Here is a 15,792-nt window from a genome sequence, read left to right on the forward strand (position 1 = left end):
GTGATCGCGCCCAGTGACACGATGAGATCATGCAGACGCTCAGCACCCGACAGGTGTACGAAAACCCCTGGATGCGGCTCCGCGAGGACAAGATCCGGCGCGCTGACGGGTCGGAAGGCATCTACGCGGTCGTGGACAAGCCGACGTACGCCCTGATCATCCCGCTCGACGGCGACCGCCTGCACATGGTCGAGCAGTTCCGCTACCCGATCGGCCTGCGCCGTTGGGAGTTTCCCCAGGGCACAGCCCCCGGAATGGCCGACACCGATCCCCTCGAGCTGGCCAGGCGCGAGTTGCGCGAGGAAACAGGGCTGCGCGCGGGCCGGATGGTCGAACTCGGCCTGCTGGACGTCGCGGCGGGTATGTCCAGCCAACGCGGGCGGGTCTTCCTGGCGACCGAGTTGACCGAAGGGCCGCACGAGCGTGAGCACGAAGAGCAGGACATGCGCACGGCATGGATCGAGCGGAAGGAGTTCGAGGCGATGATCCAGCGTGAGGAAGTCACCGACGCCCAGTCCATCGCCGCGTACGCCATGCTGCTCATGCGCGAACGGCAGTGAAATACCTGGCTGGGGATGTGCCGGTGGTGCGGGCGGAAGGCGGAGACGAACGCGGACGGTGTCGAATAGCCAGCGGTCACTTCGCGATGGCGGACAATCCGGCCGGCTTTTACTCCACCGCCGCGGGCATTGTCACTTCGCGGTGATTGTCCATGTGCCGCTGGACTCGATCTGGACGACCGAGGGCCCGGGGAGCTTGACCGTTCCCTGGTAGCTGCCGATTTCGTTCACGGCGAGGCCGAGGCGCTTCGTCGACAGATCGGCATACGTGACAACGAAGTTGCCTTTGCCCTGGTTTTTCACCGTGGCGGATGTGAAGGTGTCCGCGAACATGATGACCGAATCGCCGCGGCCGCTGGCAGGTTTGCCGGTCACGACCTCGATGGCGTCCAGGCCGGTCACCGACAGCTTCCACGATCCCTTCGCTTTCACACTGATGCTGGTGGTCATGCTGCCGTCGGCGAGGTTGATCAGGTGCTTTCCCGTGTAGGCACCGATTGTGTTCACCAGCAGGCTTTCCCTGCCGTCGGACTCGACAACCACGTTTCCGGTGCACTTTGGACACTCGAATGCCACGATGCCCGGCGTCGCACCACGCTTGAGCTCGACGACGTCGTCTCCCTTGCCCTGGAAGACCTCTGGCGGGGGAGGCGGCGGCGGAGGGGTAGTGGTGGTGGTGGTTGTTGTTGCGGTGGTTGTCGGGCTGACTGAAGTGATGACCGCGGCCGGGCTGCCTGCTTCGGGCCGGGATGGGGTCCAGATCGCGACGGCCGCGATCACGACGATCACCGCCCCGCCCGCGACGGCGGGCCATTTCCACGGCTTGTGGGAACGTTGTCGAGGTGCGTCTGGATCTTCGGTCGGCCAGGCAATGCTCATGGCTGCTCATCTCGGCTCGGCGGTCCGTCCGCTACATCGAGCCGTGCCACAACCCATTACGGCCACGCGCTACGGAGGCCTCATCTACACAAAGCCGTTGCCGCGCCGAGACATCGTCACTCTTCGACGTACTGACGGTCGGTCAGGACGGCAGCTTGCTCCACGCCTCGGCCGCGACGCTGCGTGCTGCCGCGCAGGCGGGTTCGGCGTTGTTCGGTGGCAGACGGACGATCACCTGGGCGAGTTCGCGGCCGGTTCCGTGCTTCGCTTCGGCGACACACAGTGTCCTGCCACCGATTTCGGTGCTGTACACACCCGTTTGCCTGCCTGCGATGGATTCCACCTTCACGTCCGGTGCGGTGGACGGCTCGTCGAGGACGAACCGCAAAGTCAACGACGGCACCATCGCCTGCCCCCATCGGCATTGGTGGCCGCCCGGGTAACTGATCACCTCGCCCGCCGGCAGGCCGGGAACCTGGGCCAGCGACACCGTCACCGCCTTGCACGCGTCCATCCTCGCCAATGACGCCGGCGGGTAGTCCACATGCTTCATTCGCCGCGCGGACACGTTCTCCGCGATCGTCGTCGTTGCCTTCTCGGCGATCGAACACAGTTGGGGCACTGTCGCCCCTGGAGTGTCGTAGGTATCGGCCGAGACCGCCATGGTCACGTTGTCGCTGAACATGATGTATCGCGCGCAACGGTCCTTGACAGGGTTCTCTTCGAACACCCGCAAAGTGCCGACGGGTTCGATCTCCTTGGCCTGCAACTCGCCGCGCATCCGCTCCAGCAGTCCAAAACGGACGGCCACTGTGGCGCTGCCGACCGGTAACTTCAGCCAGCAGTAGTCGTACGCTTCCTGATCCGGTTTCTGCGCCGCGCCGAACTGGGTCAGCGCGGCGGGATCGAGCAGGCTGCACGGGTCAAGGGCGCCCGCGTTGCCGATCAGTTCGGCCGCGCTCGACATGGTGCGTTTCGGTGGTGTGTACCCGGGGGCGGGCAACGCCGTACCACCCACTTGACTCGTGCACCCGGCCACCAAGAACCCCGCGATGAGCACAGCCCACCGTGACCACCGCATCCGCCGTCCCTCACTCGTCGAAGCCGCGGGTCACCAGTTCGTCGACCCGGCGCAAGGCCTCCGCGGCGTCCGGGCCGGTCGCCGACACCACCACCGTGTCGCCGCCCCGCACACCCAGACTCATCAGAGCGAGCACACTCGCCGCGTTCGCTTGCTTGTCGCCAAATCGTACGGTCACTTCGGCGTCAAGTCCGGCAACAGTTCGGGCAAGAAGTGCCGCAGGCCGGGCGTGCAGCCCGACCTCGTTGGTCAACAGGAGTTCGGTACCGGTTCCGTTATCCACAGCCTCCTCAGGGGCGCCTGCGGACACTGCGGCGGTCATCACAGTGTCCAGATCGCCGCCGCCCTGCGCGGCAACCGCTGCCGCCACAGCACCTTCCACAAACGGCGCGTCGGCAACGGCTGCGCGAGAAGGATCTCCGAGCATCTCCACGGCCAGGTCAGCGGTCATCTTGGCGCTGCCGAGGTCGTAGAGCAGCAGCACGCCGTCGCCGGATTCGGCACGGTCCACAGCCGTGGACACCGCGTCGAAATCCGTGCCCAGCGTGCCGTCCGACAGCCCGCCTGCCGGCAGGATGCGAACGTCCGGCGCCATTTGGGCGGCAAGTTCGGCCAATCCCTCAGCCAGTCGGGCGCTGTGGGAGACCAGGACGAGGCCGATCACGACGCCGCGTCCGCGAAAGCCCGCAGCAGCAACGCTGTCGACCGCGCTCCGGGATCCATGTGCCCGGCGCTGCGTTCGCCAAGGTAGGAAGCACGTCCCTTACGGGCGACCAAAGGCACGGTGTCCTGCGCGCCCTTGTCGGCAGCGTCCGCGGCGGCCTTGAGCACGTCCGCGATCGACCCGGACGTCTCCCGTGCGGCTGCGACAGCCGGTGTCAAGGCGTCCACCATGGTCTTGTCGCCGACCTCGGCCTTTCCCCGCGCCACAACGCCGTCGAGGGCCGCTTGCAGGGCATCCGCAACGGACTCGGGCGTCAACGTCTCCGCAGTCCCGAGTTTCGCCGCCGCCCTGAGGAAGCCCGTGCCGTACAACGGGCCCGCAGCACCACCCACAGTGGATATCAGCGTGCTCGCGACGATCTTGAGCACCGCGCCGGGGGTGTCGCCCGCATTATCCAGTTTGGACAATACGGCCGTGAAGCCGCGCTTGAGGTTCTCGCCGTGATCACCGTCACCGATTTCACGGTCCAAAGTGACCAGTTCGTCCCGGTGTGCCTCGACCACCTGTGCGACCGAACGCATGGCCGCGATCACACCCTCCGCGTTACAGGTCATTCACGCACCCCACCGCAGCGCCGCGGTCCGCACCGGCGCGTCCCACCAGCGCAGCATCTCGTCGTCCACTTTCAACACCGAAAGACTCATTCCCTGCATTTCCAGGCTGGTCACATACGGTCCGACCAGTCTGCGCTCGACGGTGATCCCGCGCTCGGCGAGCAAGCGCTCGGCAATGCCATGCGCGAGATACAACTCGACCAGCGGCGTGCCGCCCATGCTGTTGGTGAACAGCAACACCCGGTCACCGGAGGAGAAGGGCAGGTCTTCCAGAATCGGGTCGAGCAACGTCCGCACGAGCTGATCCGCCGGCTGGTGCGGGACACGGCGCCTGCCCGGCTCGCCGTGGATCCCGATGCCGATCTCGATCTCGTCGTCCTCGAGCACGAAACTGGGCTCACCCACGTGCGGCACCGTGCACGCGGTCAGCGCGACACCCATCGACCGAACCGACCCGATCACCCGGCGTGCCAACGTTTCGATCTCGTCGAGGCTGTATCCGCCCTCAGCCGCCCCGCCGACGATCTTCTCCAGCAACGCCGTCCCGCCGACACCTCGCCGCCCGGCGGTGTACAGCGAGTCCTTGACCGCCACGTCGTCGTCGATCACGACGGTCCGCACGTCAAGGCCTTCGGCAGCGGCGAATTCGGCCGCGGTCTCGAAGTTCAGCACGTCACCGGTGTAGTTCTTGACGATCAGCAGCACGCCCGCGCCGCCGTTCACGTGCTCGACCGCGGCCTGGACCTGGTCGGGCGTCGGCGAGGTGAACACCGCACCAGGACAGGCGGCGTCCAGCATGCCCATGCCGACGAAGCCGCCGTGCATCGGCTCGTGCCCCGACCCGCCGCCGGAGATGATCGCGACCTTGCCGCTGACCGGCGCGTCGGCGCGGTACACCACGGCTGGGTCGGTCCGTACTCTCAGGATGTCGCCATGGGCCGCGGCCACGCCCCGCAGTGACTCCTCGACGACCGTCGACGGATCATTGATGATCTTCTTCACTTCCGAGCCTCCCGACGCTGGTTGGCAGGGCTTCCGCCTTCCTACCTGATGGGCCCTCGGCGCGAAAGGTGGAAGTTGACCTTCTCCCCAAGATCGAGTCTGGGGAATCCGGCCTGCCTGCGAGCATGTCCGCGACGTGTACGGGGACAGGAACCTGCAAGGACCGGCCTGGCTGGACGGGCGAGCGTGAGCACCACCGACAATTCACGCGTGACGCGGCCGTGCGACAACCGGCCCGCGGACGTTGCCGAGTACTTCAGATCAAGAGCTGGCCAGTTTGGTGGCCACAACCTTGGCGGCGGTCTCCGCTTTGGCGCACGGGTCCTGTGCCGCGTCGGGCGGTGTGCGCTCAAAGGACACGTTGATGTTCTCGCTGCGGTTGCCGGTCAGTCCCCGGTGGATCCACTCGATCTGGCACTTGTTCGGCGAGATGGTCGACTTGAACTTCACCGCGTTCTTGACCTTGTCGGTCAGCTGGACCGTGGTCGGGTTGTACGACTTGGTGGTGGACGCCGGGTCGAAGTCGATCGTGTACTTGACACTGATGTAGGTGTTGCGGGTGGTGTACCGGCAGCCACGGATGTCGTCGGGCTCCTTCTTCACTGGCCCGCCCGTGACGTCGCCCGAGGTCTTGTCGTCGATCGCCGCGCACGGGTCCAGCTTCACCAGGCTGCCCGGCGTGTCCTCGTACTTCGCCTTGCCCTCGGACACCGCCTTGACCGAGCTCTCGATCAGCTTGGTGGCCGCGGCGCACGGGTCGCCGCCGTCCCAGTAGGCCGTGGCGACCAGGCCGTGGTCCGGGCCGCGGCTGGTGATGGCCGTGTAGGAGCAGCCCGTGCTCGTCCGGGTCTCGTACACGCCGAGGCCGCCGACGGTCCTGGCGACCTGTTTGGGCGCGGAGATCAGGTCCGAGCCGACCTTGACCAGCAGCCGGATGTCCTTACCGGACTGCGGATCGCTCACGCTGTACGAGCACTCCGAGTAGCCGCGTCGGTCGGGCACGCCCGACGGCTTCTTCTTGCCGATGCCGCTCACCAGGTCGTCGGCCAGCAACCCACACGGGTCGACGGCACGCAACGCGTCGTCGTTGAACGAGCCCGCGGCCTTCACGGTGGTCTTGTTCGTGACGGTTTTGCCCAGGTCAACCGGACCCGCGCAGGCGGCGAGGGTCAGCACAACGGCAGCGGCCGGCAGGACACGAGCACTTCGCAACACATCGTGCACGGTAGCGACCTGTGCCGCGTCGCGTGCACGGAACACCTCATTTCTGCCCGTCAGGTATCTGCACCGTCAGGAATCCGCACCGGGCGGATGAGCGCCCACGCCGCCATCAGCGCGGTGAACACCAGCATCCCGATGCCGACCCACAGGTTGACGTTGAACCCGCCGGTCTTGATCCGGTCCTGGTCGCTCTCGAAGCCGATCCCGAGCACGAGCAGGACCACGCCGTACACACCGAACAGCAGTGCGATGATCCACCGCAGGTCGAACAGACGCGCCATGGCGCGGCCTCCTCACCAGAAGATGATGTTCAGTACCAGAGTCAGCACGAGCACGCCGCCCGCGAGCACGGCCGGTTTGCGGTACCAGCCGCTGTCCTCGCCCTCCGAACCGTGTTTGCGGCTTTCCCGCGGCGTGAGCGACCACACCAGACCGGTCAGCTCCTCGTCGGGTTTCGGCCGGGTCCGCAGCGACACGATCACGCTGACCAGGATGTCGACCACGAACGCGACACCGGCGCCGACGAAGCTCGGGCCCTGGCTGGACGGATCGCCGAACCACGTCACCGCGCCGGAATTGGCCAGGACGAACACCGCGATGGCCGACAGCGTTCCGGCGACCAGACCGGACCACCCGGCCGCCGGGGTCATCCGTTTCCAGAACAGACCGAGGATGAACGTGGCGAACAGCGGGGCGTTGAAGAACGAGAACAACGTCTGCAGGTACGTCATGATGTTCTCGTAACCGGCCGCGATGAACGCCGTGCCGATCGCGGCGAGCACACCGATGACGGTGATCACCCGGCCGACTTTCAGGTAGTACCCGTCCGGTTTGTTCTTCTTGACGTACGTCTGCCAGATGTCGTACGTGAACACGGTGTTGAAGGCGCTCACGTTCGCGGCCATACCGGCCATAAAGGACGCTGCCAGACCGGTGATCGCCACACCCAGCATGCCGTTCGGCAGCACGTCCCGGATCAGCAGCTTGATCGCGTCGTTGAACTGCACGTCAGTTGCCGCGTTCGGATTCGCGGCCAGCTGTGCCTTCGCCGCCGCGAGTTCGGGCGAGAGCACCGCGGCGAGCATGCCGGGGATCACGATCACCAACGGCAGCAACGCCTTCGGGTACGCGCCGATCAGCGGCGTGCGCTTGGCCGCGGACATGCTCTTCGCCGAAAGTCCACGTTGGACCTCGGCGAAGTTCGTCGTCCAGTAGCCGAAGGACAGCACGAACCCGAGACCGAACACGATGCCGAGCACCGACAGGGTCGCGTCACCGATCCCGGTGATGTTGGTGCCGGGCCACGAGCTCAGCTCGTTGCTCTTGTCGGCGATCCGGTCGACGAGCCCGTCCCAGCCGCCGACCCGGTGCAAGCCGACCACGGTCAGCGGGATCAGCATCGCGATGATCACGAAGAACTGCAGCACCTCGTTGTAGATGGCCGCGGACAGCCCGCCGATCGTCGTGTACGTCAGCACGATCGCCGCGGAGATCACGATCGACACCCACAACGGCCAGCCCAGCAACACGTTCACCACCGAACCGAGGGCGAACAGGTTGATCCCGGAGATCAGCACCTGTGCTGTCGCGAAACTGATGCCGTTGACCAGGTGCGAAGCCGGGCCGAACCGCCGGTTGAGGTATTCCGGCACGCTGCGGACCTTGGATCCGTAGTAGAACGGCATCATCACGATGCCGAGGAACACCATCGCCGGGATCGCGCCGATCCAGTAGTAGTGGACGGTCGGGATGCCGAACTGCGCGCCGTTCGCGGTCATCCCGAACACTTCGACCGCGCCGAGGTTGGCCGACACGAACGCCAGCCCGGTCACCCACGCGGGCAGCGAGCGCCCGGACAGGAAGAAGTCCAGGCTGCTGGAGATCGACCGCTTCGCGAGCAGGCCGATCCCGAGCACGATCACGAAGTAGAAGCCGAGAATGACGTAGTCGACGGCCTGCGCGTCCAGGCGGAAATTCGCGTCAGCCAACAGCATTGCGTCAACATAACCACGACACGCGTAGTCCGCATGACGAGCGAGGGCGTATCGGGCAAATCGCCTCAGGGAGCCAGCAGGTGCCGCCACTTCTCGGCGACACCCATCAGGTCCCGGGTGAAGTGGTCGAGGAAGAGCGCCATCTTCGCCAGCCGTTCGCCCGGGAGTGAATCGCCGAACAGTTCAGCTCCTTCGTGCGCTGTGCGCGCCCAACGCTCCATCGTCAGTCCGCTCGCCACCGACGAACGGAACCAGGCGTCGTCGTCGGCCAGGTAACGATGACGACGCCCGTCGTGCACTCGCTTGATCATGCCGAGGTTGTCGAGGAACCTGACTGCGGCGGAGACGGACGCCGGGCTGACCTTGAGACGCCGGACGAGTTCGGCCGCCGTGAGGCTCTCGCTGTCGGTGACGTACAGGCAAGCCAGCACACGGGCGGCCATGCGTGGCATGCCTTTCTCGATCAGAACCTCGATCATCTTGGCCTCGTACTCGGACACGGTCCGCGTGACGTCGTCCGGTCCGGTGGGTTTGACCGACTTCGGCCTGCGGCCGCGTTCCCGTGTTCGGCGCTCGGCCTGGTCTGGCTGATAGCCGCGGGTGCCGATGTTGCGGGCGACCTCACGGCTGACGGTGGACGTCGGCCTGCCGAGCCTGCGCGCTATCTCGGCGTAACCAACGCCTTCGGCCATCTTGGCGGCGATGAACCGGCGTTCGTCCAGTGTCAGCCGAGGCATGTCCCCTCCGGGAGTCAACGCAACGATCGTTGCGTTCACCGTCAGAACCATTGCAAGGATTGCTTTTACGGGCGATTCCAGGGTCGAAATCACTTTACCGTGGAGTGAACGCAACTGAGGGAGGACAGATGCTGTTGCCAGGACTGCCACTGAACCGACCGGCCGACCGGCCGTTGGACCCGCCCGCCGAGCTCCGCGGTCAGGAACCGTTGACCCGCATGGTTTATCCCAACGGGACGCAGGGGTGGCTGGCCACCAGTCGTGCGGCCGTTCGTGCCGTGCTCGCCGATCCACGGTTCAGCGCCCGGTACGAGCTGCTCGCCAATCCGATGCCAGGCGCGGACGCGACGTTGCCACCGGCGGAACCTGGTGATTTCTCGGGAATGGACGCCCCCGACCACACTCGCTACCGGCGGATGCTCGTGGGTCAGTTCACCGTGCACCGGATGCGCCAGCTCACCGAGCGCATCGAGCAGACGACCGCGGAACACCTTGACGCCATGGAGAATCAGGGACCTCCGGTCGATCTGGTGCGTGCATACGCCGAGCCGATCCCCGCGGTGACGATCTGCGAACTGCTGGGCGTGCCCTATGAGGACAGAGCGCGGTTCCAGGCGCAGGCGATCCTGGTGACCGGAGTCGGCGCGACACCGGACGAGTTCGCCGCGGCGATGGCCGACCTGAAGCAGTACATGGGGGAGTTGGTGGCCGCGAAGCGGGCCAGCCCGTCCGACGACCTGCTCAGTGGGTTGACCGAGACCGACCTGGACGACGTGGAGCTGACCACCATCGGCCTGTTCCTGCTCGGCGCGGGCATCGGTACCACCGCGCACATGATCTCGCTCGGCACACTCGCGATGCTGCGCTCACCAAGGCTTTTCGAAGCCGTGCGCACACCGGAGACAGTCGAGCAGACCGTTGAGGAACTACTGCGTCACCTCACGACCGTGCCGTTCGCGGTACGGGCGGCGCTCGACGACGTCACCGTAAGCGGCCAGCTGATCAAGAAGGGCGAGGTGGTCACGGTCTCGCTGCAGGCCGCGAACCGGGACCCGGCGTGCTTCAGCGACCCGGACCTGATCACACCGGGCAGGCGTACCGCCGGGCATGTCGCTTTTGGACACGGCATCCACCAGTGCCTCGGCCAGCAACTCGCCCGTGTCGAGCTGGCGGTTGCCTACCGGGCACTGGCCACCCGGTTCCCAAGCCTGCACCTTGCCGTGCCGTTCGAACAGTTGCCGGGCCTCAACGACGGCATCACGTTCAACCCGTCCGAGCTGCCGGTCGCCTGGTAGACATGCCCTGGTGGACACGCTGCTGACCGCCGCCGGCGTCTTCGTCGGCACGAACGTCGACGATCTGCTCGTGCTGACAGTGCTGTTCCTCGCCGCTCGGGCAGTCGGCAAGCCGAAGCCGTGGCAGATCTGGGCCGGTCAGTACACCGGAATCGCCGCTTTGGTGGCTGTTTCGGCCTTGGCTGCGCTGGGCTTGACCGTGATTCCGGATCGGTGGGTCGGGCTGCTCGGGCTCGTGCCGATCGCATTGGGTGTGCGTGGGCTGTTCAAAGCACGTGACGACGAACCGCCTGCTGTGGCGACGGGAATGTTGTCGGTCGCTGGCGTGACCATCGCCAACGGCGCCGACAACATCTCCGTCTACACGCCACTGTTCCGCACGATCGGGCTCGGGCCGAGCCTGATCACGGCCGCTGTGTTCGCCGTCCTCGTCGCCGTGTGGTGCCTGGCGGGCTCATGGCTCGGCTCGCACAAGAAGGTGATCGCGGTGGTCGAACGCTACGGGCACTGGATCGTGCCCGTGGTGTTCATCGGCATCGGGACCGTGATCCTTGTCGACGTCTTCTAGGTGTAGTCCCGGAAACCCTTGCCGGTCTTACGACCCAGCCGCCCCGCCGTGACGAGGTGCTCCAGCAACGGCGCCGGAGCGAACCCGGGCTCGCGGAACTCGTTGTACAGGGTTCGCTCGATCGCCAGTGACACGTCGAGTCCGACGACGTCGAGCAGTTCGAAGGGGCCCATCGGCAGGCTGCACGCGGTCTTCATCGCGTTGTCGACGTCTTCGGCCGACGCGTAGTGCGCCTCGACGAGTTTCACCGCGTCGTTGAGGTACGGGAACAGCAAGGCGTTGACGATGAACCCGGCGCGGTCGCCGCAGTGCACCGGGTGCTTACCGACCTTCTCGCAGATCGCGTGGGCCGTGGCGACCACGTCGGCGCTCGTCGCGATCGTGTCGACGACCTCGACGAGCTTCATCACCTGAGCGGGGTTGAAGAAGTGCAGGCCGATCACGTCGGCGGGCCGCGAAGTCGCGGCCGCGCATTCGATCACCGGCAACGAGGAGGTCGTTGTCGCGAGGACCGTGCCGGGCTTGCAGACCTCGTCCAGCGCGCCGAACACCGCCCGCTTCACCGAAAGGTCCTCTGCCACGGCCTCGATCACCAGATCGCAGTCGGCGAGCTCTTCGAACTCGACCGCGGGCACGATCTTGGCAAGCACGGCGTCCCGGTCGGCTTCCGACAGCTTTCCCTTGGCCACCGCGCGATCCAGCGACTTGCGGACCTTCGCCACGGCCGCGTTCGCCTTGTCCTCGCTGCGCGCCCGCAGCACGACGTCGAAGCCCTTCTTGGCGAACACCTCGGCGATACCGGTCGCCATCGTGCCCGTGCCGACCACGCCGACGCGGGCGACATCCCGAGGCGTGACACCGTCCTCAGTGGACTTGCGAGGCGTCTTGGCGTCCGGCACCACGACCGGGGAGCCTGGCTCCTCGTAGGTGTAGAAACCACGGCCGCTCTTACGGCCAAGCAGGCCCGCGGTGATCATCTGCTTGAGCAGCGGGGCGGGTGCGTGCAGCCGGTCGCGGGACTGCTTGTACATCGTGTCGAGGACTTCCGACGCGATGTCCAAGCCGATCAGGTCGAGCAGGGCCAGCGGGCCCATCGGGTAGCCGCAGCCGTACCGCATCGCGGCGTCGAGGTCCTCGCGGCTGGCGTACTTCTGCTCGTACATCCGCACCGCGTGGTTGAGGTAGCTGAACAGCAGCGAGTTGGACAGGAAACCGGCCCGGTCGCCGATCACCAGCGCGGTCTTGCCGACCTGCTCGATCAGGCCGGTCACGTCCGCGATCACGTCCGGCTCGGTGACCACCGTCCGGATCACCTCGACCAGCTTGAGCACCGGCGCGGGGTTGAAGAAGTGCGTACCGACGACCCGCTCCGGCCGTCCAGTGTGGACACTGATCTCGGTGACCGACAGCGAGGACGTGTTGGTCGCCAGGATGGTCTCCGGCCGGGTGATCCGGTCGAGCTCGGCGAACACCGACGCCTTCAGCTCCAGCTGCTCGGTGACGGCCTCGATCACGATGTCGCACTCAGACACGTCCGCGAGGCTGGTGGTGTAGCTGATCCGGCCGAGCAGCGCGGTCCGCTCGTCCGCGGTCAGCTTGCCGCCAGCGACAGCCCGATCGGTCGAGTGCTCGATCAGGCCACGGCCGTGTTCAAGGCTTTCCTGGTCGACCTCCACGCCGACTACCGCGAATCCGGCACGCGCGAACACCTCCGCGACCCCGGCACCCTGAATACCGAGACCGACCACGCCAACTTGCCTGAACTCGCGACTCACCGGAAACCTCCAAGGCCGGGTCCTTACCGTTGGGTAACCACGATGCCTCGGCAATTGCCTGGAATTACGTGAACTACGCCTCAGTATCGAGAAAGATGGCCGTGTCCACCATTGCGGCACGCCGTGTCGACCATTCCGGCACCCGAAATCGCAGCGCACACGGCGGGCAGGGGGATTTCGATGTGCCGGAAAGGTGGACACGCGGTGCTGGAAAGGTGGACACGCGCGTCGGGAGGTGTGTGGCGTGGCTACGACCGGGTAAGTTACCCGCAGTAGATCGCCGAGGAGGGCTCCCATGGCTGCCTACCAGACCATTGTCGTCGGCACGGACGGTTCGGACTCGTCGTATCGCGCGGTCGACAAAGCCGCCGCCGTTGCCGCATCCACTGGCGCGACGCTGGTCATCGCGTGCGCCTACCAACCCGCGAGTCAGCGTGACGTCGAACACGCTCAGGACGAGCTCGGCAGCGACGTCGCCTACCAGGTGGTCGGCTCCGCTCCTGCGGAGGACACCGTCCGGACCGCGTCGGAGCGAGCCGTCAAGGCGGGCGCGGACAAGATCGACACGGTCGCCGTGGTCGGTGACCCGGTGCCGACGCTGACCAAGCTGGTCAAGGAGCGGTCAGCCGACCTGCTCGTGGTCGGCAACCGCGGCCTGAACACGCTGACCGGCCGGATCCTGGGCTCAGTGCCGTCCGAGGTCGCCCGGAAATCCGGCGTCGACGTGCTCATCGTGCACACGACGTGAGCGAGTCCCTGCAAGCCAGGATCGAACGCGTCCTGCTCGGTGGCCGCCGGAAGTACACGCGGCACGAGGTCGCCGAGAAAGCGGGCGTGCCGCTGGAACGCGCCACGGAACTGTGGCGGTCACTGGGTTTCGCCAGCGTCGGCGACGACGAAGTGGTGTTCACCGACAACGACGTCGAAGCCCTGCGGATGGTCCAGGAACTGGCTGACCTGGGGCTCTATGACCTGTCCGTGCAGAACTCGATCGCCCGCGTGCTGGGCCAGCACGTGTCGAGGATCGCCGAGATGGAGATCCACGTCCTGCGCGAACTCGTCGCCGCGCAGCCGTCGTTGCTGGAGGACGAACGCGGTTTCACGCGTTTCATCGACCGCCTGATCCCTGACCTGGAGCGGCTGCACAACTTCACCTGGCGCCGTCAGCTCGCGGCGTACGCGGGCCGTGCGCTCGCGGCGCCCGAAGAACCCCTCGAAGAAGGCAGCCAGGCCGTCGGGTTCGCGGACATGGTCGGCTATACGAGCCTCACCCGCCGGTCCAGCGAAACCGAGCTCGCGTCCGTCCTGGAACGGTTCGAAACCACGGTGACGCAAGCGATCGCCGAACATCACGGCCGCGTGGTGAAGATGCTCGGCGACGAGGTCCTGTTCGTGGCGGACACGCCGCAGGCAGGCGCGGACATCGCACTGACCCTGGTGACGTTGGCCGAGGACGACCCTGAATTGCCTTCACTGCGCGCGGGTCTGGCGTATGGGCGAGTGCTGAGCAGGTTCGGTGACATCTACGGATCGACCGTCAACATCGCGAGCCGCCTGACGTCCATCTGCCACCCGGGGGCGGTGTTGATCGACTCCGAGATGGCCGCCGCGCTGGAGGGCGATCGGGCTTACGTGGTCCGGCAGAAGCGCCCGGTATCGGTGCGCGGCTTCCACCGGCTCAAGCCGTCGGTGCTCAGGCGCGCCTAGTCGGCCTGCGCCGCAGACGGGCGTCCCAGCAGGCGCGATGCCAGTGCCTGCGTTCTTCCACGCTGCCGTACTCGTTCGCGGGCCACGTCACCACATGCGGAGTGCCCGGGCGGATCTCGTGATCACAGCCGGGGCAACGGTAGGTCTTGGTCGTCGCCGTGCCCGAAACAGAGCGGACGTACCAGTCGCCGTCCGGCCCTTGCTCGCTGCGCTGCAAGGAAGCCGCGCCGCTGAGACGTGGCTCGTCGCGCTTGATCCGGTTCCGTCGGGGCACAGGCAAGAACTATATTTCGATACGTGCCGACCTATGAGTTCAAGTGCCGTGACTGCGCTGACACGTTCGAGGTCAACCGGCCGATGAGCGAGTCGAGCGCGCCAGCCGCCTGCCCCGCGGGCCACACGGACACCGTGAAGTTGTTGACCATGGCAGGCCTCGGTGGCCGCGCCGGTGCCGGTTCCGCTCCCGCGATGGCGCCCTCGGGTGGCGGCGGTGGCGGTTGCTGCGGCGGAGGCTGCTGCGGCTGACCCGGCGCTGCTTGCCAGCACACGCCGGGCCAGCGCGACCGCTATGTCCTCTGTGTCCTCTATGTCTTCGCGCCGGCGCCCAGCGTCAGGGCGTCGGCGATGAACTCCACTTCACGGTCCATCATCGGCGTGTCTTCGGGATGCCGGGCGACTGAATGCCGGTAGCTCACGGCAAGGGCGAACAATCCGGCCGCGCTGTCGACGTCGGCCATCGCGATCGAGCCGGCACCCGCGGCGATGATCACCGCTTTCACCTGGTGGACGATCGTCTGGAACCGTGCCTGCAGTGCTTCGCGGACATCCTTGTGCGTGTCGGCTTCCCGCCACAACAGGTGCGACAGGAGCCGGGAATCGGAAAGCCGGGCGTCCAGCTCGGCCACCAACCGCCGCAGGCTCGCGGCCACGTCTCCAGGGACCACTACCTGCGCGGGTTCGATGAACTGGTCGGGCAGCCGCTTGACCAGCGCGGTCAACAGATCTGACTTGCGGCGGAAGTAGTAGTGCACGAGGCCTTTCGGCACTCGCGCGGCTTCGGCGATACGTGAGGTCGGCGTCGCGTCGAAACCCGTTTCGGCGAACAGTTTCTCTGCTGCGGTGAGGATCCGTTCCTTCGCCGAGGGATCGTCACCGGACTTCGACCGGGCCACTGGCAACAACCCCCTCAAGCGGAATGCGCACCGGCATCACATCAAGTCCGGCACGCACTCCGCAACAAGGTTGGGGTAATCCTCAGTGCTGGCCTGCCATCCCGCGGTGTGCGGTGTTGGCTGCCGGCAGCGCTGCCAGCCCCATGATGAGGGTCAGCGCGCCGATGATGAACGAGCTCCACATCGCGCCGGCCATGTCGGTGAAGCCCATGACCCACGGCGAGATGAAGAGCAGAACGCCGAGCACGACCTGCACGTACTCGCCGTAGACGACGCCGGGCATTGCCAGCGAGAACAGACCGTCCAGTGCGATCAGCGCGCCGAGGACGATCAACGTCCAGGTCACGGTGTTCGTCGTGTCCAACCAGAGCGGCGAGAGCACCGCGACCACACCGAGCACCACCTCCACCCAGTCCTGCCAACGGGTCCAGGCCCGCGCTGGGCTCGTCATGTCGCTCATTGCGATCACCTCCACGAAGGAGAAAGGTCCTACGTCTTGATAGTGCGCTTGGTTGGCCGGCCG

At 66.3% G+C, this 15,792-nt stretch carries 19 protein-coding genes; 6 read left to right on the plus strand and 13 right to left on the minus strand.

The window, feature by feature from the left end:
• Nucleotides 1–29 precede the first annotated feature (29 nt).
• Nucleotides 30–560, plus strand: a complete 531-nt coding sequence (locus B9C43_RS30985) for an NUDIX domain-containing protein (RefSeq protein ID WP_084430459.1) — start codon at nucleotides 30–32, stop codon at nucleotides 558–560.
• 132 nt (nucleotides 561–692) lie between these two features.
• Here the strand turns inward: B9C43_RS30985 and B9C43_RS30990 are convergent, their stop codons facing one another.
• The 9 genes from B9C43_RS30990 to B9C43_RS60195 form a co-directional block, all read right to left on the minus strand.
• Nucleotides 693–1,439, minus strand: coding sequence for a hypothetical protein (locus B9C43_RS30990; RefSeq protein WP_084430460.1), 747 nt, complete (start codon nucleotides 1,437–1,439; stop codon nucleotides 693–695).
• Between the two features lie 142 nt (nucleotides 1,440–1,581).
• Nucleotides 1,582–2,520: a DUF3558 family protein gene (locus B9C43_RS30995; protein ID WP_084430461.1), complete on the minus strand. Its 939-nt coding sequence runs from the start codon at nucleotides 2,518–2,520 to the stop codon at nucleotides 1,582–1,584.
• 10 nt (nucleotides 2,521–2,530) lie between these two features.
• Nucleotides 2,531–3,184, minus strand: coding sequence for a dihydroxyacetone kinase phosphoryl donor subunit DhaM (gene dhaM / locus B9C43_RS31000; RefSeq protein ID WP_235038947.1), 654 nt, complete (start codon nucleotides 3,182–3,184; stop codon nucleotides 2,531–2,533).
• Nucleotides 3,181–3,798 (minus strand): dihydroxyacetone kinase subunit DhaL, encoded by a 618-nt coding sequence (dhaL, locus tag B9C43_RS31005; protein WP_084430462.1) that lies wholly within the window; start codon nucleotides 3,796–3,798, stop codon nucleotides 3,181–3,183. Before dhaL ends, dhaM begins: the two co-directional genes overlap by 4 nt.
• Nucleotides 3,799–4,800, minus strand: a complete 1,002-nt coding sequence (gene dhaK, locus B9C43_RS31010) for a dihydroxyacetone kinase subunit DhaK (protein WP_033380803.1) — start codon at nucleotides 4,798–4,800, stop codon at nucleotides 3,799–3,801. It abuts the gene before it with no gap.
• 261 nt (nucleotides 4,801–5,061) lie between these two features.
• Nucleotides 5,062–6,015: a DUF3558 domain-containing protein gene (locus tag B9C43_RS31015; RefSeq protein ID WP_160096790.1), complete on the minus strand. Its 954-nt coding sequence runs from the start codon at nucleotides 6,013–6,015 to the stop codon at nucleotides 5,062–5,064.
• Nucleotides 6,016–6,074: 59 nt separating this feature from the next.
• Nucleotides 6,075–6,302 carry a hypothetical protein gene (locus tag B9C43_RS31020; protein ID WP_033380801.1) on the minus strand — a complete coding sequence of 76 codons (228 nt, stop codon included), beginning with the start codon at nucleotides 6,300–6,302 and terminating at the stop codon, nucleotides 6,075–6,077.
• A gap of 12 nt (nucleotides 6,303–6,314) precedes the next feature.
• Nucleotides 6,315–8,015 (minus strand): sodium:solute symporter family protein, encoded by a 1,701-nt coding sequence (locus B9C43_RS31025; protein ID WP_084430464.1) that lies wholly within the window; start codon nucleotides 8,013–8,015, stop codon nucleotides 6,315–6,317.
• 65 nt (nucleotides 8,016–8,080) lie between these two features.
• A complete protein-coding gene (locus tag B9C43_RS60195) occupies nucleotides 8,081–8,752 on the minus strand; it encodes a GbsR/MarR family transcriptional regulator (protein ID WP_084430774.1) in 672 nt (223 codons plus the stop codon).
• Between the two features lie 128 nt (nucleotides 8,753–8,880).
• Here B9C43_RS60195 and B9C43_RS31035 point away from each other — a divergent pair, with 128 nt between their 5' ends.
• Nucleotides 8,881–10,047, plus strand: a complete 1,167-nt coding sequence (locus tag B9C43_RS31035) for a cytochrome P450 (protein WP_084430465.1) — start codon at nucleotides 8,881–8,883, stop codon at nucleotides 10,045–10,047.
• 10 nt (nucleotides 10,048–10,057) lie between these two features.
• Complete coding sequence (locus B9C43_RS31040; protein ID WP_200825773.1) at nucleotides 10,058–10,615, plus strand: cadmium resistance transporter; 558 nt, start codon at nucleotides 10,058–10,060, stop codon at nucleotides 10,613–10,615.
• Here the strand turns inward: B9C43_RS31040 and B9C43_RS31045 are convergent.
• A complete protein-coding gene (locus B9C43_RS31045) occupies nucleotides 10,612–12,390 on the minus strand; it encodes a 3-hydroxyacyl-CoA dehydrogenase family protein (protein ID WP_033380798.1) in 1,779 nt (592 codons plus the stop codon). The two genes, B9C43_RS31040 and B9C43_RS31045, sit on opposite strands and share 4 nt — an antisense overlap.
• 295 nt (nucleotides 12,391–12,685) lie before the next feature.
• On the opposite strand from B9C43_RS31045, the gene B9C43_RS31050 reads away from it, so the two are divergent.
• Together B9C43_RS31050 and B9C43_RS31055 are read left to right on the plus strand one after the other, a co-directional pair.
• Nucleotides 12,686–13,138 (plus strand): universal stress protein, encoded by a 453-nt coding sequence (locus tag B9C43_RS31050; protein ID WP_033380797.1) that lies wholly within the window; start codon nucleotides 12,686–12,688, stop codon nucleotides 13,136–13,138.
• Nucleotides 13,135–14,097 (plus strand): adenylate/guanylate cyclase domain-containing protein, encoded by a 963-nt coding sequence (locus B9C43_RS31055; RefSeq protein ID WP_033380796.1) that lies wholly within the window; start codon nucleotides 13,135–13,137, stop codon nucleotides 14,095–14,097. The genes B9C43_RS31050 and B9C43_RS31055 overlap by 4 nt, the downstream gene beginning before the upstream one ends.
• On the opposite strand, the gene B9C43_RS31060 is transcribed toward B9C43_RS31055, so the two are convergent.
• Nucleotides 14,084–14,371 carry a hypothetical protein gene (locus B9C43_RS31060; RefSeq protein WP_084430466.1) on the minus strand — a complete coding sequence of 96 codons (288 nt, stop codon included), beginning with the start codon at nucleotides 14,369–14,371 and terminating at the stop codon, nucleotides 14,084–14,086. The two genes, B9C43_RS31055 and B9C43_RS31060, sit on opposite strands and share 14 nt — an antisense overlap.
• A gap of 23 nt (nucleotides 14,372–14,394) precedes the next feature.
• On the opposite strand from B9C43_RS31060, the gene B9C43_RS31065 reads away from it, so the two are divergent.
• On the plus strand, nucleotides 14,395–14,622 hold the full coding sequence (locus B9C43_RS31065; RefSeq protein WP_033380795.1) for an FmdB family zinc ribbon protein: 228 nt from the start codon (nucleotides 14,395–14,397) through the stop codon (nucleotides 14,620–14,622).
• 59 nt (nucleotides 14,623–14,681) lie between these two features.
• Here B9C43_RS31065 and B9C43_RS31070 read toward each other — a convergent pair whose 3' ends face one another.
• Entirely contained in the window at nucleotides 14,682–15,269 is a 588-nt protein-coding gene (locus tag B9C43_RS31070) for a TetR/AcrR family transcriptional regulator (protein WP_033380823.1), read from the minus strand.
• A gap of 82 nt (nucleotides 15,270–15,351) precedes the next feature.
• A complete protein-coding gene (locus tag B9C43_RS31075) occupies nucleotides 15,352–15,729 on the minus strand; it encodes an SPW repeat protein (RefSeq protein WP_033380822.1) in 378 nt (125 codons plus the stop codon).
• Nucleotides 15,730–15,792 lie beyond the last annotated feature (63 nt).

It is taken from the genome of Kibdelosporangium aridum, assembly GCF_900176515.1.
Lineage (GTDB): Bacteria > Actinomycetota > Actinomycetes > Mycobacteriales > Pseudonocardiaceae > Kibdelosporangium > Kibdelosporangium aridum.

Coding starts and splice junctions, on each gene's coding strand:
- B9C43_RS30990 (WP_084430460.1), bottom strand. CDS start 1,439: ATGAGCATTGCCTGGCCGACCGAAGATCCAGACGCACCTCGACAACGT.
- B9C43_RS31020 (WP_033380801.1), bottom strand. CDS start 6,302: ATGGCGCGTCTGTTCGACCTGCGGTGGATCATCGCACTGCTGTTCGGT.
- B9C43_RS31035 (WP_084430465.1), top strand. CDS start 8,881: ATGCTGTTGCCAGGACTGCCACTGAACCGACCGGCCGACCGGCCGTTG.
- B9C43_RS30985 (WP_084430459.1), top strand. CDS start 30: ATGCAGACGCTCAGCACCCGACAGGTGTACGAAAACCCCTGGATGCGG.
- B9C43_RS60195 (WP_084430774.1), bottom strand. CDS start 8,752: ATGCCTCGGCTGACACTGGACGAACGCCGGTTCATCGCCGCCAAGATG.
- B9C43_RS31050 (WP_033380797.1), top strand. CDS start 12,686: ATGGCTGCCTACCAGACCATTGTCGTCGGCACGGACGGTTCGGACTCG.
- B9C43_RS31075 (WP_033380822.1), bottom strand. CDS start 15,729: ATGAGCGACATGACGAGCCCAGCGCGGGCCTGGACCCGTTGGCAGGAC.
- B9C43_RS30995 (WP_084430461.1), bottom strand. CDS start 2,520: ATGCGGTGGTCACGGTGGGCTGTGCTCATCGCGGGGTTCTTGGTGGCC.
- B9C43_RS31025 (WP_084430464.1), bottom strand. CDS start 8,015: ATGCTGTTGGCTGACGCGAATTTCCGCCTGGACGCGCAGGCCGTCGAC.
- dhaL (WP_084430462.1), bottom strand. CDS start 3,798: ATGACCTGTAACGCGGAGGGTGTGATCGCGGCCATGCGTTCGGTCGCA.